This is a genomic window from Citricoccus sp. NPDC079358 (genome assembly GCF_040702545.1).
Taxonomy (GTDB): Bacteria; Actinomycetota; Actinomycetes; order Actinomycetales; family Micrococcaceae; genus Citricoccus.
Map to the genome: position 1 here is coordinate 106,227 of NZ_JBFBLI010000005.1, position 18,970 is coordinate 125,196.

The 18,970-nt window shown below is 71.1% G+C and carries 17 protein-coding genes; 10 read left to right on the forward strand and 7 right to left on the reverse strand.

The features are described from left to right. Positions 1 to 10 precede the first annotated feature (10 nt). Genes AB0333_RS08135 through AB0333_RS08145 form a run of 3 tightly spaced genes read right to left on the reverse strand, consistent with a single transcriptional unit; the run spans position 11 to position 5,996 of the window. Positions 11 to 1,750, reverse strand: a complete 1,740-nt coding sequence (locus AB0333_RS08135) for a DUF5719 family protein (protein WP_366218185.1) — start codon at positions 1,748 to 1,750, stop codon at positions 11 to 13. Continuing rightward, complete coding sequence (locus AB0333_RS08140; RefSeq protein ID WP_366218343.1) at positions 1,747 to 5,361, reverse strand: glycosyltransferase; 3,615 nt, start codon at positions 5,359 to 5,361, stop codon at positions 1,747 to 1,749. The genes AB0333_RS08135 and AB0333_RS08140 overlap by 4 nt, the downstream gene beginning before the upstream one ends. Next, positions 5,358 to 5,996, reverse strand: a complete 639-nt coding sequence (locus AB0333_RS08145; protein WP_366218186.1) for a WhiB family transcriptional regulator — start codon at positions 5,994 to 5,996, stop codon at positions 5,358 to 5,360. The genes AB0333_RS08140 and AB0333_RS08145 overlap by 4 nt, the downstream gene beginning before the upstream one ends. Positions 5,997 to 6,336: 340 nt before the next feature. Between AB0333_RS08145 and AB0333_RS08150 the strand changes: the two genes are divergently transcribed. After that, positions 6,337 to 7,191, forward strand: coding sequence for a TIGR03089 family protein (locus tag AB0333_RS08150; RefSeq protein WP_366218187.1), 855 nt, complete (start codon positions 6,337 to 6,339; stop codon positions 7,189 to 7,191). Positions 7,192 to 7,216: 25 nt separating this feature from the next. Here AB0333_RS08150 and AB0333_RS08155 read toward each other — a convergent pair whose 3' ends face one another. After that, the gene (locus tag AB0333_RS08155) at positions 7,217 to 7,867 is read right to left on the reverse strand and encodes a GtrA family protein (RefSeq protein WP_366218188.1); all 651 of its coding nucleotides are present in this window, start codon (positions 7,865 to 7,867) and stop codon (positions 7,217 to 7,219) included. A 170-nt stretch (positions 7,868 to 8,037) separates the two neighbouring features. Between AB0333_RS08155 and AB0333_RS08160 the strand changes: the two genes are divergently transcribed. The 3 genes from AB0333_RS08160 to AB0333_RS08170 are packed head-to-tail and all read left to right on the forward strand — an operon-like array spanning position 8,038 to position 11,470. Beyond that, entirely contained in the window at positions 8,038 to 9,267 is a 1,230-nt protein-coding gene (locus AB0333_RS08160) for a 5-(carboxyamino)imidazole ribonucleotide synthase (protein ID WP_366218190.1), read from the forward strand. Next, the gene (purE, locus tag AB0333_RS08165) at positions 9,264 to 9,836 is read left to right on the forward strand and encodes a 5-(carboxyamino)imidazole ribonucleotide mutase (RefSeq protein ID WP_366218191.1); all 573 of its coding nucleotides are present in this window, start codon (positions 9,264 to 9,266) and stop codon (positions 9,834 to 9,836) included. The genes AB0333_RS08160 and purE overlap by 4 nt, the downstream gene beginning before the upstream one ends. Further along, positions 9,836 to 11,470 carry an LCP family protein gene (locus AB0333_RS08170; protein WP_366218192.1) on the forward strand — a complete coding sequence of 545 codons (1,635 nt, stop codon included), beginning with the start codon at positions 9,836 to 9,838 and terminating at the stop codon, positions 11,468 to 11,470. Before purE ends, AB0333_RS08170 begins: the two co-directional genes overlap by 1 nt. A 130-nt stretch (positions 11,471 to 11,600) precedes the next feature. Here AB0333_RS08170 and lhgO read toward each other — a convergent pair whose 3' ends face one another. Next, a complete protein-coding gene (lhgO, locus tag AB0333_RS08175) occupies positions 11,601 to 12,809 on the reverse strand; it encodes an L-2-hydroxyglutarate oxidase (RefSeq protein WP_366218193.1) in 1,209 nt (402 codons plus the stop codon). Between the two features lie 110 nt (positions 12,810 to 12,919). Between lhgO and AB0333_RS08180 the strand changes: the two genes are divergently transcribed. Together AB0333_RS08180 and manA are read left to right on the forward strand one after the other, a co-directional pair. Further along, positions 12,920 to 13,630 carry a GntR family transcriptional regulator gene (locus AB0333_RS08180; protein WP_366218194.1) on the forward strand — a complete coding sequence of 237 codons (711 nt, stop codon included), beginning with the start codon at positions 12,920 to 12,922 and terminating at the stop codon, positions 13,628 to 13,630. Between the two features lie 158 nt (positions 13,631 to 13,788). Beyond that, positions 13,789 to 15,132 (forward strand): mannose-6-phosphate isomerase, class I, encoded by a 1,344-nt coding sequence (gene manA, locus AB0333_RS08185; RefSeq protein ID WP_366218195.1) that lies wholly within the window; start codon positions 13,789 to 13,791, stop codon positions 15,130 to 15,132. Positions 15,133 to 15,248: 116 nt separating this feature from the next. On the opposite strand, the gene glpX is transcribed toward manA, so the two are convergent. Then, positions 15,249 to 16,214, reverse strand: a complete 966-nt coding sequence (gene glpX, locus AB0333_RS08190; RefSeq protein WP_366218344.1) for a class II fructose-bisphosphatase — start codon at positions 16,212 to 16,214, stop codon at positions 15,249 to 15,251. A 212-nt stretch (positions 16,215 to 16,426) separates the two neighbouring features. Between glpX and AB0333_RS08195 the strand changes: the two genes are divergently transcribed. The 3 genes from AB0333_RS08195 (at position 16,427) to AB0333_RS08205 (ending at position 18,173) form a co-directional block, all read left to right on the forward strand. Then, a complete protein-coding gene (locus AB0333_RS08195) occupies positions 16,427 to 17,053 on the forward strand; it encodes a DUF4245 domain-containing protein (protein ID WP_366218196.1) in 627 nt (208 codons plus the stop codon). Between the two features lie 30 nt (positions 17,054 to 17,083). Continuing rightward, the gene (locus AB0333_RS08200; protein ID WP_366218197.1) at positions 17,084 to 17,755 is read left to right on the forward strand and encodes a carbonic anhydrase; all 672 of its coding nucleotides are present in this window, start codon (positions 17,084 to 17,086) and stop codon (positions 17,753 to 17,755) included. A 244-nt stretch (positions 17,756 to 17,999) separates the two neighbouring features. After that, positions 18,000 to 18,173: a hypothetical protein gene (locus AB0333_RS08205; RefSeq protein ID WP_366218198.1), complete on the forward strand. Its 174-nt coding sequence runs from the start codon at positions 18,000 to 18,002 to the stop codon at positions 18,171 to 18,173. Positions 18,174 to 18,185: 12 nt separating this feature from the next. Here AB0333_RS08205 and AB0333_RS08210 read toward each other — a convergent pair whose 3' ends face one another. Beyond that, positions 18,186 to 18,692, reverse strand: coding sequence for a MarR family transcriptional regulator (locus AB0333_RS08210; RefSeq protein ID WP_366218199.1), 507 nt, complete (start codon positions 18,690 to 18,692; stop codon positions 18,186 to 18,188). Positions 18,693 to 18,830: 138 nt separating this feature from the next. Between AB0333_RS08210 and AB0333_RS08215 the strand changes: the two genes are divergently transcribed. Further along, a complete protein-coding gene (locus tag AB0333_RS08215; protein WP_366218200.1) occupies positions 18,831 to 18,968 on the forward strand; it encodes a hypothetical protein in 138 nt (45 codons plus the stop codon). Positions 18,969 to 18,970 lie beyond the last annotated feature (2 nt).

Here is an 18,970-nt window from a genome sequence, read left to right on the forward strand (position 1 = left end):
TGCGGGCGGCTCAGTACCCCACGCGCACCGGGACGCCGGAGACCTGTTGCTGCTGCGGCACCACCGGGTAACCGGAGATCCCCTGCTCGCCGCGTACCTCCACGGCGGCATGCACCTGCCCCTCCACGGTCTCCAGCAGGGCCGCCGCGGGGACGGCACCTTCTCCGCCCGCCAGGTCCGCGAAGGACAGCGCCCGGGTGGACTCCGGGCCGAGTTCCTGGACCCGGGACTCCCCCAGGCTGCCGTCCTCTGAGACGGGGGTGATCTCCACCGCGCCGCCCTCCGCCGAATACAGCACCAGGTTCGCGGTGGTGTTCTCGGGCCGGGACACCAGCCGTTCCAGGCCCAGCGGGTCCACGGCGGACACGCTGGAGAAGTCGATCGGTTCGCCGGCCTGGCCGGAGAGGCCGCGGGCGCTGGCGGCCACGGGGGCATCGGCACTCACGGTCACGGTGTAGACGCCGTAGTCCAGCCCGTCGAGGGGGAAGCGCACGGTGGAACCGGCGCCGATCTCCACCAGGCCGCCCTCCGGCAGATCCACGGTGCCGTCCGGGCCGCTCACGGTGATCTCGGCGGTGGCCGAGCTGGTCGGCGCCGCGAGGGAGAGGGCCGGGCCGGCCTGTTCGTATCCGTCCTGGCCGGTGATCTCCTCGGTGACCGCCTGGTTCGGCACCACGAGCCCGGGCATGACCGCATCCTGGGACGGGCTCGAGGTCGGCTGGATGATCTCCACGCCGCCCGGCGTGATGCCGAAGAGCCGGTACTGCTGGGCCGTGGCTCCGACCGCGCCGCCCTGGGCCCTGACGTGGACGGCCAGGTGCTCCTCGTCCGGGGCCATGCCCCCGAGCACGATGGACCGGGTCTGGCCGGGCGCCAGGACGATGCCGGCCGTGCCCGGTGCCTCGACCGGGCCCTCGGCCCCGTAGAGGGTCAGGTCCACGGTACTGGCGGACGCCGAGGGGTTCGACAGCACCAGGATCGAGGTCGAACCCACCGTGGTGGTCATGCCGGTGAGCCAGTGCTCGTGGGCGGGGGCCACGCAGGAGCTGGCGTCGGTGCCCGCCAGGTCTCCATCCGTGGCGGAGTACAGGGACACTGCGTCGGAGGGCATCGCCTGCCCGCCGATCGGCTCGACCGTGACGGCCGTGGCCTCACCCGCCTCGCCGCCCGGGGACTCCAGGTGGTCCACGGCGGACTCACGGACCGGGACGCCGTCCGCTCCGGCGGTGGCCGGGTCTCCCTGTTGGACCTCTTCCGGCTGGGACTCGGTCAGGTCCACCGGTTCAGCACCCCCGTCGGAGTCGCCGTTCTCGGCCGACTGCAGGGTGCTGATCGAGCTGCCGGGGAACCGGCCGGCCAGATCGGAGAGCAGCACCGAGGTGACCCGGGAGACGGCGGACGTGGAGACGGGGCTGAACTGCGTGTCCGTGCCCTCCTCGGCGCCGGCGGGCAGTCGCGGCGGGCCGGCGCAGACCGTCCGGACCGGCACCGCATTCAGCGCGGCGGGCGCGGCACCGCCGTCCACGTCCGGCGTGGCGGGCGGTACGAGCGTCCCGGCGGTGACCGCGGCGGCCACCAGGACCACGACGCCGGCCCCGGCCAGGCCCGCGGTCATCGGCGCCCTGCGGAGGGTGCCCCGTTGGTGCGCCTCGAGGGCCGCCTGGCGCTTGAGGTCCCGGGCCGCTGCGGCCCGCTGGCCCTTGAGCTGTCCCCGCGAGACCGGCTGCTGATCGTGGTCCTGTCCGCTCATCGTTGCTCCGTCCGCGCTGTGTCATCAACGGTGTCGCCCAGGGGGCCGTCAACGGCGTCATCCAGGGGGTCACCAACGGGGCCGTCAACGGCGTCGTCCCCGGCCGTCCGGGCTCGGGCGTCGGTGCGCCGGGTGGGCGAGGGGATGGCCAGCAGGGCGGCGAGGACGAGCAGGAGGCCGGGGATCCACCAGGCCCAGGCCGCGGCCGGGGAGGAGTGCCACACCCGGAGCTGACCACCGTCAGCGGGCAATTCAAAGGTCTGGGCCCAGCCGGTCGCATCATCGGTGTGGGCGTCGAGCGGCTCACCGTCGAGGGTGGCGTGCCAGCCGGCGTCGGCCCGTTCGGCCAGGACCAGCCGGCGCTCCCCGCCCTCTGCCGCGTCCTCGGCGGCCGGAATGAGGGTGTCCACGGTGGTGCCGGGCCGGGCCACCAGGTGGGTGGTCTCGCCGTCGCCGTCGACGATCCGGACGCGCGCCGTCGAGAAGCCCATCCGGTCCTCGAGGTCATGGGTTCCGGCCACGGGGATGCCGCCGGACTCCTCGGGAAGCACCCGCCACAGCCAGCCCGAATCGGTCAGACCGACGGGGGCGAGGCCCGGGACGGCGTCGATGGAGGCGGCGGTGCTGAGCTCTCCCCCGTTCGGATCCCGCAGCACGACGAATCCGGCCCCGAAGTCCTCGAGGGCGGGCCGCGGATCCGCGTTGGCCCCCGAGACCAACTGGGCTCCCAGGCTGCGCAGTTGTTCGTCGGCACGGTCGGGGGCGGCCGCCGTCGGGCCGGACAGGGGGCCGGTCAGGGAGCGGGCCGTCCACCCGGCGCTGAGCCGGTCCAGGGCGGGGCCGGCTCCACTGGCGAGGCTGACCTGCAGTTCGTCGGCACGGCGTTCCAGGACCACGGTCCGGGTCGCCAGCGCACTGGCGCCCTGGTCGGCGGCGGTCGCCGGAAGCAGGCGGACGGGGGTGGACTCGAGGACGCTGCCGGTGCCCAGCGTGGACAACACGGCCTCGGCCTCGCCGTCCGCGGTGCGGGAGGCCAGGGCCTCGCCGACGGCGGGGTCCAGGGTCGAGCCGGGGATGGTGCGGGGCACCACCCAGAGGGTCGCGGTCACCATCACGGAACAGCTGGCCAGGACCGCCAGCACCACCACGGCGGTCCGCCGCGCCGGGCCGATGCCGGCGCGCAGCCCCAGCCGCGACACCCCGGGGACGCGGCGCGGGCCGAGGACGCCGTTGAACCCGGCGACGGCGGCGATCAGCACGCCCAGCAGCGCGGTGGAGGTGAAGGGGCCGGTGAACACCGTGACCAGGTCACCGTTGGCGTCCAGCGAGGTGGCGATCAGGGGCGCGACGGCGGCGCCGGCCAGGCCCAGCACCGTGGCGCCCAGACCGATGCGGGCCTGGGTGCCGATCCGCCCGGTCATGAAGGCGCCCACGACGGCGGCGGTCAGGACGGGGAGCCCGATGACGAGAGCCGCGACCAGGGCCCAGGGGTACCCGGCCCCACCCGGCACGGACGTGTCCAGCCACGGCAGGGCCAACAGGCCGGAGTCGGCGACGAAGGCCTCCGGGAAGCCGAGGATCTGCTGCCACAGCGGAGCCGGATCGTAGGCCTGCGGCACACCGGGATCGCCGAGCACCGCGCGCAGGTCCGTCCATTGCGCCAGGACGGTCGGGAGGAACAGGGCCAGACCGGGCAGGGGCGTCCACCACAGGGCGCGCCCGCGCTGGCCGATCAGCCCCGCGAGGAGCAGCACGCCCACCACCAGGAATGGCAGCAGCAGTGGTGCGGCGGTCCCCAGGGCGGCGAGGAGCAGGGCGGTCCAGCCCGAGGCGGTCCAGGAGATCACCCCGCGGTGCCCGGGGCGTTGCAGGGCACCCAGGGTGTCCTCCGTGACGCCTTCGGGGTCAGGACGCCGCAGGGCGGCCGAACCCGTGGCGCGGATGACGGCCAGGGCCAGCCAGGGCAGGCCCAGGTGCACCAGGAGTGCCCCGGGGCGGCCCTCACCGGCGGCGGTCAGCAGTGCCGGGGACAGCCCCCAGAGCAGGGCCGCCAGCAGGCGCACGCCGCGGCTGCGGGCCACGGCACCGGCGGCCATCCAGGCGCCGACGGCCGCCAGGGGCATGGCCAGGATGGTCAGCCACACCAGTGCCAGCGACCCGTGGCCGGTGACGCCGAGGACCGTCAGCGCCAACCCGAAGGGGCCCGGCTGGACGGGGGCCCCGACTCCGGCGGGCGCCCAGCTGGCGGTGGCATGGTGCCAGAGTTCGGCGGCCGAGGCGGACAGCGGCAGCAGGGAACCGCCGGTCAGGGCCGGAGCGGCCAGCAGATCGCGCAAGCCCACCAGGGAGAGCCCGCCGAGCAGCAGCAGTGCCAGGACCAGGCCGGTGCCCACCCAGTTGCGTGCCGGGGTGGCCAGGGCGGCGAAGTCGTCGTGGCCACCGGTCGCCTCACTGGAGACCATCGTGGACCCGGTGCCGTCGCCGATGATCTCCTCCGGCGATTCGAGGTCCAGGACGCTGCGCCGGTAGGTGCGCACCTCGGAGCGGGAGGCCTTGAGCGGGGCCACGATCGACCGGGGCGCCCGCCGGGTCCGGCGGGACCGGCGTCGGGCCGCCGCCAGGGGCAGGATTCGCACGAGAGTCCGCACGGTGCCGGCCAGGTGGGCGCCGCCGCGGCCGGGTTCCTTGGCCAGCAGCGAGGCGGCGAATCCGCCCAGCCCCGTGATCAGTCCCCAGATCCACAGCACCGGCACCGCCCACGGCCGGGCGTGCTTGAGCCGCAGCCACAGGGAAGCCTCGCGGAGCGCCGAGGTCCCGGCGTCCAGGCCCTCACCGCGGCCGTCGTGGCCGATGACCGCCTCGGGGACCACGACCACGCGGTGTCCGGCCAGCCGGTTGCGCCAGCACAGATCCACGACGGCGGCCGCGCGCGGCCCGGACGGATCGAAGCCACCCAGCGCGGTCCAGACGTCCTGGCGGATGAGCATGCCGGGGGCGGACACTGCGAAGGTGTCCGTGCGGGCGTTGTATTGCCCCTGGTCCAGTTCGCCGGGCTCGACGAGACTGATGGGCTCGGCGGCAGCGGTGATGGTCAGACCCACGTCCAGCAGGTGCCGGGGGCGGCCCAGCTCGATCTGCTTGCAGCCGGCGATGGTCACGGAGGGGGAGGTCTCCACGACCGTCATCAACCGCTGAAGCGCGTCCGGGGCGGGCCGCGAATCGTCGTGGATCCACCACAGCCACCCGGTGTCCCCCGCGCCGGCGGTGGGATCAGGATCGGTACCGCCGCAGAACGCGCTCCACGAGTCGAACGCGGCGAAGGAGAGGCCGGCGTCGTCCACGAGGTCGGCGAGGTGCTGTCGAAGGTCCCCGGCCGAGTCGGCACCGGTGTCGGCCTGGGTCTCCACCGTCCCGGCCTCGGCGTGCTCCTCGGAGGCCCCGGCGAAGACGGCGACGATGCGGTCCGGGTGCCGCTCCTGGTCGAGCACTGCCTGGACGGCCTCAGCGGTCAGGTCGGGCCGCCGGTCGACGACCACGACGGCGGTGACGTGCTGGGACGCGGGTCCGCCGGTGATGGCGGCCGCAGGCAGGGTGGCCGGAGCTGAAATCAGACTGACCGTTTCCGCAGGCGGCGGCGCTCACGCTCGGACAGGCCGCCCCAGATGCCGAACCGCTCGTCGTTGCCGAGGGCGTATTCGAGGCATTCACTGCGAACGGTGCAGGCGGAGCAGACCTTCTTGGCGTCGCGGGTGGACCCGCCCTTCTCGGGGAAGAAGGCCTCGGGGTCCGTCTGGGCGCACAGCGCGTCGACCTGCCAGGCGAGCTCGCCGTCCACGTCGAGGGGATCGGCCAGTCCGGGCAGTCCCAGCCACACGGAGGGCTGGGCAGTGCTGGTGGAGCCCGCGTCGAGCGCCTCTCCGGGGTTCATGCCGGGGTTCACGCCCGGGATCTCCAGCGGATTGACCGTGCCGGGGTGCAGGGCGGTGACCGTGGCGGTGACGTCGACAGCGGCCGGGGCGTCGGCGTCGGCATGATCCGCCAGGAAGGCGGTGGCTTGGTCCTCGAGGGATCCCAGGGAGGTGCCGGTCTCGAGGCGGCGTGCTGCGTCCGGGTCGGCCGGGTCGAGGAACCAGTCGGCGGGTACGCTGCGGCCCCGATGGGGGCCGTCGGTCGAGGGTTGGCCGGACAGTCCGGACTGGTTGGCTTCGGACTCGTGGATCTCGTCGAGGCGCTGGGCGTTCTCCATGTGATTCCTCCCCGTTCTCACGCTGGTCATCCCGTCACCGGAGGTTCCGGTGTCTGCGGATCGGGCAGGGCTCCTGACACGCCTTCCGACCACGTCCCCCGCGGCGCCGGGCGCGCCCGGACCGATTCCGTCTGTACCGACGGCAGCGGGGAACCAGTGGTGGGCGGTGGGAAGCGCCGTGGTCACCATGACCGTTCCAGAGTGAATTACACCGGTGTAACTCTGCTTTAGTCAAGCGGAGACGGCACAATGTGAGGCGGGGAACGGCCCCGGACCTACCGACACGCCGCCGCGCCGACACGCGGAAGTGGGCGTGTTGCCTCACGGTGAAAGGACATCCATGGTCAACCTCGGAACGAATCTACCCGGTGGAGCGGCGGGAGGCGGAAATCATCCGTCCGGCCGGCGCCTGACCTGGTTCGAGGCCATCGCGACCTCCCCCCGTCCGGCCGTGGTGGACCACGCCGCCGGCGGCGACCGCGTCGAGCTCTCCGGGCGGGTCCTGGCCAACTGGGCCGCCAAGACCGCCAACCTGTTGGACGTCGAGGGCCACGGCCCCGGCTCCACGATCCTGGTGGACCTGCCCCTGGGCTGGAAGTCGTTGGCCCTGCTGCTGGGGGCCGCACGCGCCGGCGTCCAGGTGCGGTTCGCCTCCGTCTCCTCGTCCGCCCCGGCCGCGTCCGGTCCGGTGGACGTGGTGGTGTCCGGGACACCCGGGGCCTGGTCGGAGCATCCCGCCGACCTCTGGGCGGTGTCCCCGGGGACGCTCAAGGCCTCGGCGGCGGTGGACGAGGAGCTGCCGTCCCATGCCCTGGACTATGCGGCCGAGGTGCAGATGCAGGCGGACCAGTGCCACCTCCCCCTGCCGGGGAGGAGCCTGCCGTCGCTCATCGAAGCCTGGGAGGACCTGGCGTCCCCGCCGCCCGCAGAGCGGGCCCCCGGGCAGCGCAGCGAGCAGCAATCCGAGCCACACACCGTCGACGCCGGCGCATCCCTCCCCCGGTGGTCCCACCGCGAGCGGGGGCTGGTGGTGGCGGCCGCGGGCGGGCGGCTGGATCGCGGGACCGCGCTGGCCGTCGTCGAGACCTGGGAGCGGGGGCACCCGGTGGTGCTGGTGCCCGAACGGGACACCGACCTCAGGGGGCCCTCGGCCCGGCTCGTGGACGCCGAGCGGCTGGGCAGCCCCTCTCGGTGAGGGGTCAGCCCTTCTCAGTAAGGGGTCAGCGGGGCTCGGCGGGCGTGCGGGCCGACGGCGCGGACGGGCCCTGCAGCGCTGTCCGCGCCGGTGGCGCGGCCGGCCCCGAGACCGGCCCGACGGTCGACGAGGTGGCACCCCTGCGGTGGCGGCGCGGGGTGTCGGCCGTACGGATGACCGGCAGCTCACCGGTGAGCCGTTCGCGGTCGTCCTTGAACTTGGGATCCGCGTCCAGTTCCTCGGTGAACACCCAGAACCGGTAGGCGAAGAAACGGAAGATGGTGCCCAGGACCAGCCCGACCACGCTGCCGGCGATGAAGATTCCGGCGGTCGAGGTGACGCCCAGCCCGTACTGCGCCACGAACACGCAACCGGCCTGGATGCCCATGCCGATGACATTCATCACGGCGAACAACACGAACTCGCGCATGAGGTTGTTCTGCCGGCGGTGGCGGAACGTCCAGAGGCGGTTGGCCACATAGGAGAAGATCGTGGCGACCACGCTGGCCACGATCTTGGACTTGACGTTACTGCCCTCCATCGGGCCGTGCATGAGCCACAGGAAGATCGCCGAGTCCACCACGAAGGCGGCCGCACCGACCGCCCCGAACTTGGCGACCTCGCGCCAGAGCATGGCGACCAGGGCCACGAAACGCTGCCACAGGTTGCTGATCATGGGGGTGGGTGGACTCCTTGTGACGAGCAGACGTTGCGGGCAGAAGACGGGCCGAGAACCGGCAAATGTCTTTGCATACCCTAGACCGGTTTCCTCCCCGTTTCCTGACAACTGGAGGCTGCCGGGCGGTTCTGCCGGGTTGGGGCGGATCCGCTGGTTACCCTGGGTCCGTGAGTTTTCCTGTGATCGGAGTAGTGGGCGGCGGCCAATTGGCGCGCATGATGGCCCCGGCAGCAACGGCCCTAGGCGTGCGGCTGAGAGTCCTGGCCGAGGGCCCGGACGTCTCGGCCACCACGGCGGCCCCCTCCACGGTGGGCGACTACCGGGACCTCGAGGCACTGAAGGCCTTCGCGGCCGAGGTGGACGTGGTGACGTTCGATCATGAGCACGTGCCGCCGGAGCACCTGCGGGCCCTGGAGGCGGCCGGTGTGAACCTGCAGCCCGGGCCGGAGGCCCTGCAGTATGCCCAGGACAAGCTGCTCATGCGCCAGGCCTGTGACCGCCTGGGACTGCCGAACCCGGCATGGGCCGCCGTGTCCTCCGTAGCCGAGCTACTCGACTTCGGGGACCGGACCGGCTGGCCCGTGGTGCTCAAGACTCCCCGCGGCGGCTACGACGGCAAGGGTGTGCGGGTCCTGCGCTCGCCCGAGGCCGCCGAGTCCTGCGGCGACTGGTTCGAGCTGGGCTTCGAGGCATTGCTGGCCGAGGAGATGGTGGACTTCAACCGCGAGCTCTCCGCCCAGGTGGCCCGTAGCCCCTCGGGTGCGACGGCCCCTTACCCGGTGGTCGAGTCGATCCAGACGGACGGGGTGTGTGACGTGGTCACCGCCCCGGCCCCCGGTCTGGACTCCCGGACGGCCCGCGCGGCCCAGGAGGCCGCCGTGACCCTGGCCGAGGGACTCGGCGTGACCGGCATGCTGGCCGTGGAACTGTTCGAGACCCCCGGCATCGGTCCCGGCTTCATGGTCAACGAACTGGCCATGCGCCCCCACAACTCGGGCCACTGGTCCATGGACGGTGCCGTCACCGGCCAGTTCGAGCAGCATGTCCGTGCGGTGCTCGACCTGCCCCTGGGGTCCACGGCCCCTCTGGGCGCCTACACCGTGATGAAGAACTACCTCGGTGGAGCCAACGAGGACCTCTACGCGGCGTTCCCGAGCGCCATGACGGCCTTCCCCGAGGCCAAGATCCACGCCTACGGCAAGTCCGTTCGTCCCGGCCGCAAGATCGGTCACGTCAACGTCACCGCGGCCACCCCCGAGGACCTGGCCTCCGCCCGCGCAGCCGCCGAGGGAGCAGCCGCGATCATCAGCGAGGGACCGCAGACCGGTCCAGACACCGGTCCGGGCACCGGCGCTCCGGCCGGATCGCGGGCCGCCGATCAGCAGGAGCAGTCATGACCCCCAGCCCCGCACCCGCAACCACCGACCAAGCCGGCACGGCCCCCGCCCGGGTGGCCGTGATCATGGGTTCCGACTCCGACTGGCCCGTGATGGAGGCCGCCGCAGCGGCGCTGGAGGAATTCGGGATTCCCTACGAGGCCGGCGTTGTGTCCGCCCACCGCATGCCGCACGAGATGGTGGCCTTCGGCACCGAGGCGCACGAACGCGGGATCCGGGTGATCATCGCCGGTGCCGGTGGCGCCGCGCACCTGCCGGGCATGATCGCTTCCACCACTCCCCTGCCGGTCATCGGCGTGCCCGTGCCGCTCAAGACCCTCGACGGCATGGACTCCCTGCTGTCCATCGTGCAGATGCCCGCCGGCGTCCCGGTGGCCACCGTGTCCATTGGCGGCGCCCGCAATGCGGGACTGCTGGCCGTGCGGATCCTCGCGGCGGGAACCGACCCGGAGGCGGCGGAGCTGCGCGAGAAGCTGGTCCAGTTCGCCGGCGAACTGCGCAACACGGCCAGCGCCAAGGGTGAACGGTTGCAGGAGTCGCTGGCCGGCCGGCCCGGATACCGCCCGTGATGGCGGGCCAGGTTCCCCAGCGGCGCCCCTCCCTCCTGCACGGCCCGCAGGGCGCTGGCGCCGGAGGGCCCGACCCGGTCCGTGACCCGCAGAGCGCCCCGTCTCCTCAACGCACCAAGCGGGCCTGGATCCTGCTGCTGCTCACCCTGTTCGTCCCGGGCGGCGCCCAGGTGGTGGCCGGCAATCGTGCGCTCGGCCGTGCCGCGCTGCGGGTGACCCTGACCGTGTGGCTGCTGGTCGTCGTCGCGCTCGTGCTGCTGGTGGTCAATCGGGATCTGCTGGTCCAGGCCTTCGCCAACACGTGGGTGCAGCTGGCCGCCGTCGTGGTCCTGGCAGCCCTGGCCATCGGCTGGGTGGTGCTCTGGATCGACACCTTCCGGCTGCTGCGGATCAGGCTGGTGGCCCCCGGGATGAAGCCGCTGCTGGCCTTCTCCACGGTGCTGCTGCTCGTGGCCACGTCCGGCGTACTCGGTTACGGCTCCTTCGCCGTGAACGCGGGGCGCAACGCCCTGAACGAGATCTTCGCGCCCGGCCCCGCCATCGAGCCGGTGGCCGGCCGCTACAACTTCCTCCTCATGGGTGGCGACGCCGGTGAGGGCCGGGTCGGGCTGCGGCCGGACTCCATCCATGTGGCCTCTGTGAATGCCGAGACCGGCAGCACGATCCTGTTCTCGATCCCCCGCAACTTCCAGAACGCCCCCTTCTCCGAGGACTCCCCCCTGTGGGGCGCCTACCCGGAGGGCTTCAGCTGCGGCGACGAGTGCATCATCAACGCCCTCTACGTGGACGTCATGGAGAACCACCAGGACCTCTATCCCGGTGCGGAGGATCCCGGCGCGGAGGCGATGATGGATGCCGCCGGCGGCATCCTCGGCCTGGACATCCAGTCCTACGCGATGGTGGACATGGGCGGGTTCTCCCAGCTCATCGACTCCATGGGCGGCGTCACGATCACCTCCGGCGGCTGGACCACCTACCGCGGCCCCCGCCCGGACGGGGAATGGGGCAACGCCTGGTGGGGCCCCGGAACCTACGACTTCAGCGGCGAGGAGGCCCTGGCCTTCGCCCGCTCCCGCCACTTCTCCACGGACTATTCGCGCATCCGCCGCCAGCAGTGCATCCAGTCCGCCATGCTGGCCCAGTTCAACCCCCAGACCCTGGTGACCCGATTCCAGGGCATCCTGGACGCCGGCGAGCAGATCGTGGAGACCGACCTGCCGGGACAGCAGCTGGGCACGTTCGTGTCCCTGGCCACGAAGGGCCAGTCCCAGGGCATGGGTCGGCTGACCATCGGCCCCCCGGATTTCGAGGGCGAGGACGGCCGGTTCACCACCTACCCGGACTTCGACGAGATCCATACCCGGGTGGACGGCATGCTCGCCGAGGACGGCACCCCGAACGCCGCCGGCACGTCCCCCGCCCCGCTGCTGTTCGTGAATGCCACCGCCGCCCTGATGGCTTCCGCCTCGCAGGAGACCGGCACCAGCGACGATCCCGCTGACTGGCCGGCCCCGCCGACCCAGCCGGACGGATCCGAGATCACGCAGGAGTATCTGCAGCACCTGGAGGACACGGGCCAGACCGGTCTGCTCGAGGACGCCGCCTCCACCAACCACCTCTGTGCGGCTGGCTAGGGAAGCCGGCTAGCCAAACCGGCTAGTCAACCCGGCTAGTCGATGCAGGGGCCCGCCAGCACCGTGGTGCGGCGGGCCCCTGCATTGATCGGTCCCCGGCCGAGCGGGTCTCCCGGGGCGGAGGGAGCGCTTAGACCGAGGCCAGCCGATGCTTCGCGGCCATCTCGGAGACGATGTGCTCGGCGATGGCCAGGGAGGAGGTGGCCCCCGGGGACGGCGCATTGCGCAGGAGCGTGGCGCGTCCGATGTCCTCGATGACGAAGTCGTCCACGAGGTTGCCGTGGGCATCCATCGACTGGGCGCGGATGCCGCGGGTGATGGGCGTGGACTCCGCCCCGTCCAGGGAGGGCACGTAGCGTGCGGCTCCGGCCAGGAACTTCTGGCGGGAGACCACCGCGCCGAACTCCTGGACGGCCGCCGCCATGTTGCGGCTGGCAAACTTCCAGAATCCCGGTTGGGCCACCACGTCCAGGCTGTCCTTGATGCCGATGCGGCGCCCGGAGTAGTTCTCCCGGCCGAAGGAGAGGAAGGCGTTGGGACCCACGAGCATCTCCCCGTCCACCCGCTTGGTCAGGTGGACGCCGAGGAAGGGGTAGGCGGGGTCCGGCACCGGGTAGACCAGTCCGTTGAGCACGGTCCGGTACTCCGCGGCCAGCTTCGAGTACTGGCCGAAGAACGGCACGATCTTCGGGAAGTCGCCGCCCCCGGCCATCCGGGCGATGCGATCCGATTGGAGTCCGGCACAGGCGATGACGAAGTCGTAGGACTCGGTGCCCTCCGGGGTGCTGATGCTGCATCCGTCCGCCGTGTTGGTGATCCCGGTGACCTCCGCGCCGAGGCGAACGGTCCCGCCCGCCGACCGGACGTCGTCGATCAGCGCGCGGGTCACCGCCGCGTAGTCGATGATCGCCGTGTGCGGGGAGTGCAGCGCGAGGCGCCCGATGGCGTTGGGCTCGATCTCGAGAATTCGTTCCGGACCGATCAGCTCGACTCCCGGCACCCCGTTGGCGAGGGCCTTTTCATGGATGGTCCGCAGCCGGTCCTCTTCGGCCTGCTCCAGGGCCACGACCAGCTTGCCGCACTCCTCGTAGGGCACGCCCCGGTCCAGGGCGAAGTCCCGCAGCAGGTTGACCCCCCGGCGGCACAACCGGGCCTTCAGGCTGCCCGGCTGGTAATAGAGGCCGGCGTGGACCACGCCGGAGTTGTGGCCGGTCTGGTGGGAGGCCACACTGTCCGCCTTGTCATACACGGTGACGTGGTCGTCGGGAAACCGTTGGGTCAGCTCCCGGGCGACCGCGGCACCGATGATTCCGGCTCCGATGACGGCGAATGAGGTCATGACTGGACCGTCGCTTTCTGTGGGTTGGGTGGGGACGCAGCGCACCAGGGCACCGTTGCCCCGTGGGGTCTATGGGGATGGCGGGCTGGGTGGATTGGCATACTGGAGGGATGAGATCTGTCCATCGGCCTTCGAGCCTGACCGACCAGGCCGTGGAATCGATTCGGGTGGCGATCATCAGCGGTGATCTGGTTCCCGGTGAGCTGTACACGGCGACTGAGCTGGGCAATCAGCTCAACGTCTCCCGCACCCCGATTCGCGAGGCCCTGCAGGAGCTCGCCCGCCGCGGACTCGTCCAGATCGAGCGGAATCGCGGCGTGCGCATCCTCAGCACCTCGCTCCAGAGCCTGATCGAGGTGTTCCAAATCAGGCTCATGCTGGAGGTGCCGTTGGCCCGCCGCGCGACCCAGCTGAAGACGGTGGCCACGGCGGCCGCCGTGGAGGAGGCCTACGAGGCCTTTCGACGCGCGGCGGAGAACGGCGACCCGGAACTGGTGCTCCGGGCCGACCGGGACTTCCACCGCACCCTGCTGGCCGGGGCAGGCAATGACAAGGCCACCCAGTTGCTCAGCGAGCAGCGTGACTTCGTGCTGCAGACCGGCGTGGGGACGGTGCCCACCTCGCGCACCGCTCAGGAGTGCTTCGAGGACCACCGGGACATCATGGAGGCGTTCCGCCAGGGGCGTGACGCCGAGGTCGGCTCCGCCCTGGCGCGGCACATCAGCCACACCGCGACCATGCTGATCACCCAGGAGACCAGAGACCGGCCCGAGTTCGCGGACGCGCGGAGCGCCGAGGCCATCGACTGGCTGGTTCACTAGCGGCTCCTCTCGTGCCCGGGGCGTGCCCGGCGCGATGGTGGCCACCAGGCCACCGCGCCCTCACAGTGTGGTGTGGACAACAGTCAGCATAGTGGGTTGCATGCAACATGCAAGAACGGTGCACCAGGCCGGCTGCGTCGGGTGGATAGGCTGGGAGCATGTTCCTGTTGCGCACCCCCATCCGTGACTACGCGTGGGGTTCCGCCACCCTGCTGGCTGAGCTCCAGGGCCGGACTCCCACCGGCCGGCCGGAGGCGGAGATGTGGATGGGCGCCCATCCCGCCGCACCCGCGGCAGCGGTCCCGGCGAGCGATCCCGACTCCGCGCCGGTGCCCCTCGACGAGCTGCTGGCCGCTGATCCGGAGGTCCTGCTGGGTGAGGCCGCGCGCTTCGGCCGCCTGCCTTTCCTCGTGAAGCTGTTGGCGGCGGGCCGCCCCCTGTCCATCCAGGCGCATCCGACCCGTGAGCAGGCGCGCGCCGGCTTCGCCGCCGAGGAGGCCACGGACGTCCCGGCGTCAGCGCCGCATCGCAACTACCGGGATGACAACCACAAGCCCGAGATGCTCGTGGCCCTGACCCCGTTCGCCGCCCTGTGCGGATTTCGCTCGGCCCAGGATGCCGGCACCTCGTTCTCCCGGCTGGCCCAGGTGCTGGCCGAGAACTTGGACGAGCACGACGCCGGCCCGGCCGGTCCTGCAGACGCCGCACCTGGCGTATCCGGAGCGTCAGCATCTGAAGTCTCGGCGGCCCAGACGGTGGCCGGCTACGCCGACCTCCTCCTGCACGGCGGAGAGGAATCCGATGGCGATGATGTCGACGGTGGCGGCAGCTCGGCGCTGGAGCGCGTCTTCGCCGACCTGCTCGACCCCGCCGGGGACTGGTCCTCCGGCACCTGGGTGACGGCCGTCGTCGACGCCCTGACGAAGGCTCCGCGGGCCCTAGACGAGGATCTGAACCTGGCCACGGCCGTGGGGATCGCCGAGCACTACCCGGCTGACCCGGGGGTGCTGGTCTCGATCCTGCTCAACCGCGTGGACCTGGCCCCGGGCCAGGCGATCCACCTGCCGGCCGGCAATGTCCACGCCTACCTGCACGGCCTGGGGGTGGAGGTCATGGCCGCCTCGGACAACGTGCTGCGCGGCGGGCTGACACCCAAGCACGTGGACGTCCCGGAGCTGCGCCGGATCGTCGCCTTCGAGTCCGTGCCGGTGCCGTACTGCGCCCCCCTCTCGAAGGGGGACGGTCATCTGGTGTTCCGTCCGCCGCTCGAGGAGTTCCAGGTCGAACGGCTGGACCTGCCCGCCGCCGACGGCACCACCCTGGCCGCCCGCGGACCGGTCCTGGCGGTGTGTACCGCCGGACGGGTCCGCGTGGAGGCCGGGGCCGAGGCGGCCGTGCTGGCCTCCGGGGAGTCGGTGTTCCTGACGGCGGCCGATGCCGCCGCAATCGTCCACGGCGACGGTGGGGAGCCGGCCACCCTCTTCTCCGTCACCCTCCCCTGACCACAGGGCACTGGTGGCCGATGTCGCCCCGCTTCAGCCGGTGATCCGTCAGAAGAGGGGCTGCATCGACCGCCAGTGGTGATGGTGTGGTGGCAGCTCAGCGCCAGGGTGGCAGCTCAGCGCACCGGCAGGGCATCCGGGCCGATCCAGGGCTCCCACTTGCGGGCCTGGTGCTCGGCCTCGATCACGCGCACGGTGCCGGACTTGGAACGCATGACCATGGACTGCGTGGTCACGCGGTCGTTGTAGTAGCGCACGCCGCGCAGCAGGTCACCGTCGGTGATGCCGGTGGCGGCGAAGTACGCGTTGTCGGTCTTCACCAGGTCGTCGGTGGTGAGGACCGCGTCCAGGTCATGGCCGGCGTCAATGGCCCGCTGGCGCTCGGCGTCGTCGACCGGGGCCAGGCGGCCCTGGATGACGCCGCCGATGGCCTTGATGGCGCAGGCGGTGATGATGCCCTCCGGCGTGCCACCGATCCCGAGCAGCATGTCCACATCCGTGTCATGGCGGGCCGCGGCAATGCCCCCGGCCACGTCGCCGTCCATGATGAACTTCACGCGGGCACCGGCGGCGCGGATCTCGGCGACCAGCTTCTCGTGGCGCGGACGGTCCAGCACGCACACGTTCAGTTGGCTGACGGGCTTGCCCAGGGCCTTGGCGACCAGGTGGATGTTCTGCTTGATGGGCAGGCGCAGATCGACGAAGTCGGCTGCCTCCGGCCCCACCACGAGTTTGTCCATGTAGAACACCGCCGAGGGGTCGAACATGGCCCCGCGCTCGGCGACGGCGAACACGGACAGGGCGTTGGGGTAGCCCATGGCGGTCAGGCGGGTGCCGTCGATCGGGTCCACGGCGACGTCCACCTCGGGCCCGGTACCGTCACCGACGTGCTCACCGTTGTAGAGCATGGGCGCCTCGTCCTTTTCGCCCTCGCCGATGACCACCACACCGTTCATCGCCACGGTGTCCATGAAGGCGCGCATGGCGTCCACGGCGGCGCCATCGGCAGTGTTCTTGTCTCCGTAGCCCACCCAGTGGCCGGCGGCGATGGCGGCAGCCTCGGTCACCCGGACCAGCTCCATGGCCAGGTTGCGGTCCGGCTTGGTCCCGGACACAGCCAGGCTCGGGCTGAGGATGCTGCGATCCGTGTGCCGCGGCTCCGCGGTGGGCGACTGTGCCGTGTCGGTCCGAACGCCATTGTTCTCGGGCTGGTCAGTGGTCACCGAAATACTCCGTCTGTGGGGGAACGTCTCGGAATCCATCCTAGTGTCCCGGCTGGTGGCAGAATGGACCGGTGACTTCCCCTCAGCCCGAGGCCGATCCGGCCGCCAGCTCGGCCACCACCCCGGCCCCCAAGCCACGACTCACGCAGAAGCAGGCCCAGCGGGCCGGACAGTCGGCGCGGGCCATGGTGATCACCGTGCTGGCCACCCTGGCCATCGCGCTGCTGGTGGTGCTGCTGAACCCCAGCAGCACCGACGAAACCTACGAGCGCACCGTGGATGTGGCAGCCACCGCCGAACAGGCCTCGGCCACCGCCGGCTTCCCCGCCGTCGCCCCGCGCGTCCCCGCGGACTGGAACGCCAACTTCGCCCGGTGGAACGGCGCCGGCGTGGACCAGGTGGAGTTCTGGGAGGCCGGGTACGTCACCGCCGGTGACGACTTCGCCGGGTTCAAGCAGACCGTCCAGTCCAATCCCACGTGGCTGTCCCAGCAGATGGACAACGCGCCCCTGACCGGGACGCGCTCCGTGGACGGGACCACGTGGGACTTGTACGAGCCGGCCGACGGTGACCGGCATATGGTGGCCGAACTGGACGGAACCACGATCCTCATCAGCGGCTCCGGTGATCTGGCCGCGCTGGACACCCTGGCTGCCGCCATCCAGGACTCGATCCACAATTCCGCCGAGGACAACTGACAGCAGTTCAACTATTAGGAAGCAGAGCCGATGCCTGACAGTGCCGACCTGAAGACCGCCACCTCTCCGTCCTCCTCCCCCCTGACCCCCTCGGCCGCGTGGGACTTGCTGCGAGTCGGCAACGAGCGCTTCGTGACGGATTCTTCCAACCACCCCAACCAGGACGCCGCGCGCCGCGCCTCCCTGACGCACGAGCAGCATCCGGTGGCCGTGATCTTCGGCTGCTCGGACTCCCGGCTCGCGGCGGAGATCATCTTCGACGTGGGTCTGGGCGATGTCTTCGTGGTCCGCACGGCCGGCCAGGTCATCGACGACGCCGTCCTCGGTTCCCTCGAGTACTCCGTGGATGTCCTCGACATCCCGCTGATCGTGGTCCTCGGCCATGACAGCTGTGGCGCGGTGACCGCCGCCGTGGAGTCCTACGTGTCCGGGGAGATGCCGCCCGGGTTCATCCGCTCCCTCGTGGAACGCATCATCCCCTCCGTGATCTCCGCCCGGCGTGCCGGGGTCAAGGATGTCAACGGCACCGTGGCGGAGAACGTGCGCCAGATCAGCTCCCGCCTGATGGAGTCCTCCATGTCCGTGGCCAAGGCCGTCAACGAGGGCCGCACGGCCATCATCGGCGTGACCTACTCCCTGGACAACGGCACCGCCAATCCGGTCAAGATCATCGGCGATCTGGATCCGGACGAGGTCGGCTGAGGCCCGCGGGGACTTGGAGATACCGGTCTACGCCGGGTCCTACGGGCGGCGATGGCGAACGGGGAACCGTTCTGATCGCCTCGTGCACCAGGATGTCCGTTTCCGCGGCCAGCTCGATGAGGTTCTCGCTCCTCCTGGTGGCGCCCGAGAACGTGCTGGATCCGTGGTCGGTGTCGAACTGAAACGCGAAGGAGGGGTAGACAGCATCGTGCATCAAGACCTGGGGGCTGTCGGCGTAGGCGGCATGGAGGCTGTTGGTCATCTCGGCAAGTCCGTGGACCAGGCCATGAAAGACGCCGTCACCACGGCCATCCGCACCCAGGTCTCCCCCCGCTACGTCCCTGACGAGATCATCGAGGCCCCCACCGTCCTGGACTGGTACACCGCCCAAGCGGAGGCCTTCCGGAAGGAACAGTAGTGACACCCAACGTCACGGCAGGTGGTCCATGGCCTCGCACGGGTTGGAGCCGGGTTGCGCGCGGTGAACGTCCATGGCCAGGCGCCCGACGAGGCTGACGAGGGTCTTCGCCTCTTCGGGTGCGAGCCCGGCCAGCAAGGTGGATTCAGCTGCACCGACGCGCTGTTCGTACCGGGAGAGCAGTTCGCGTCCATGGTCGGTGGGCACGACCTTGCGGGCCCGGCGGTCGGAGGGGGCCGGGATTCGTTCGACGACCCCGTCCCGTTCGAGGCCATCGAGCAAGTAGGTCAGCACAGTGCGGTCAATACCCAGGTGAGCACCGAGGGCCTGCTGGTTCGCGGGGTCACGGTGAATCACCGCAGAGAGGATCTGGAATCCCCGGATTCCTCCCGGCATGCCCTCCACCGCCTCCTCGAAGCGGGACTGATAGCCGCGCAACACCATCCCCAGATGCCAGCCAAGGTCTCCTGGCGGCGCGCTGATCGGGGTGGTGTCGAGAGTCCTGTTACCTGCAGCCATGCACCCAGAGTACTCCAAAGCACGAGGTTGCACAGATGTTCTGTTGAACATATGATCTGTTGAGCAACATACTTTGGAGACGGGAAGTTGATCATGGAGCCAGGCGTCTACAGCTTTGGCGACGTACAGAAGGATCCGGTGACCGGGCAGCTGGGATCGACCGCTCAAGCGATGCGCAACCTGGTCGAGGTCATCCAGGTTGCGGACGAACTGGGCACCACCGACTCCCCCGTCCCCGACCCTGCCGGCACCGTTTCGGCCCCTGAAGGAGTCTGACC

What these genes read in the sequence shown, in the direction of transcription:
- glpX (WP_366218344.1), bottom strand. Translation starts at nt 16,214, where the DNA reads ATGGAGCTGGTCCGGGTGACCGAGGCTGCCGCCATCGCCGCCGGCCAC.
- AB0333_RS08155 (WP_366218188.1), bottom strand. Translation starts at nt 7,867, where the DNA reads ATGATCAGCAACCTGTGGCAGCGTTTCGTGGCCCTGGTCGCCATGCTC.
- AB0333_RS08150 (WP_366218187.1), top strand. Translation starts at nt 6,337, where the DNA reads ATGGTCAACCTCGGAACGAATCTACCCGGTGGAGCGGCGGGAGGCGGA.
- AB0333_RS08210 (WP_366218199.1), bottom strand. Translation starts at nt 18,692, where the DNA reads ATGGCTGCAGGTAACAGGACTCTCGACACCACCCCGATCAGCGCGCCG.
- AB0333_RS08205 (WP_366218198.1), top strand. Translation starts at nt 18,000, where the DNA reads ATGGAGGCTGTTGGTCATCTCGGCAAGTCCGTGGACCAGGCCATGAAA.
- AB0333_RS08200 (WP_366218197.1), top strand. Translation starts at nt 17,084, where the DNA reads ATGCCTGACAGTGCCGACCTGAAGACCGCCACCTCTCCGTCCTCCTCC.
- AB0333_RS08135 (WP_366218185.1), bottom strand. Translation starts at nt 1,750, where the DNA reads ATGAGCGGACAGGACCACGATCAGCAGCCGGTCTCGCGGGGACAGCTC.
- purE (WP_366218191.1), top strand. Translation starts at nt 9,264, where the DNA reads ATGACCCCCAGCCCCGCACCCGCAACCACCGACCAAGCCGGCACGGCC.
- AB0333_RS08180 (WP_366218194.1), top strand. Translation starts at nt 12,920, where the DNA reads ATGAGATCTGTCCATCGGCCTTCGAGCCTGACCGACCAGGCCGTGGAA.
- lhgO (WP_366218193.1), bottom strand. Translation starts at nt 12,809, where the DNA reads ATGACCTCATTCGCCGTCATCGGAGCCGGAATCATCGGTGCCGCGGTC.
- AB0333_RS08145 (WP_366218186.1), bottom strand. Translation starts at nt 5,996, where the DNA reads ATGGAGAACGCCCAGCGCCTCGACGAGATCCACGAGTCCGAAGCCAAC.
- manA (WP_366218195.1), top strand. Translation starts at nt 13,789, where the DNA reads ATGTTCCTGTTGCGCACCCCCATCCGTGACTACGCGTGGGGTTCCGCC.
- AB0333_RS08170 (WP_366218192.1), top strand. Translation starts at nt 9,836, where the DNA reads ATGGCGGGCCAGGTTCCCCAGCGGCGCCCCTCCCTCCTGCACGGCCCG.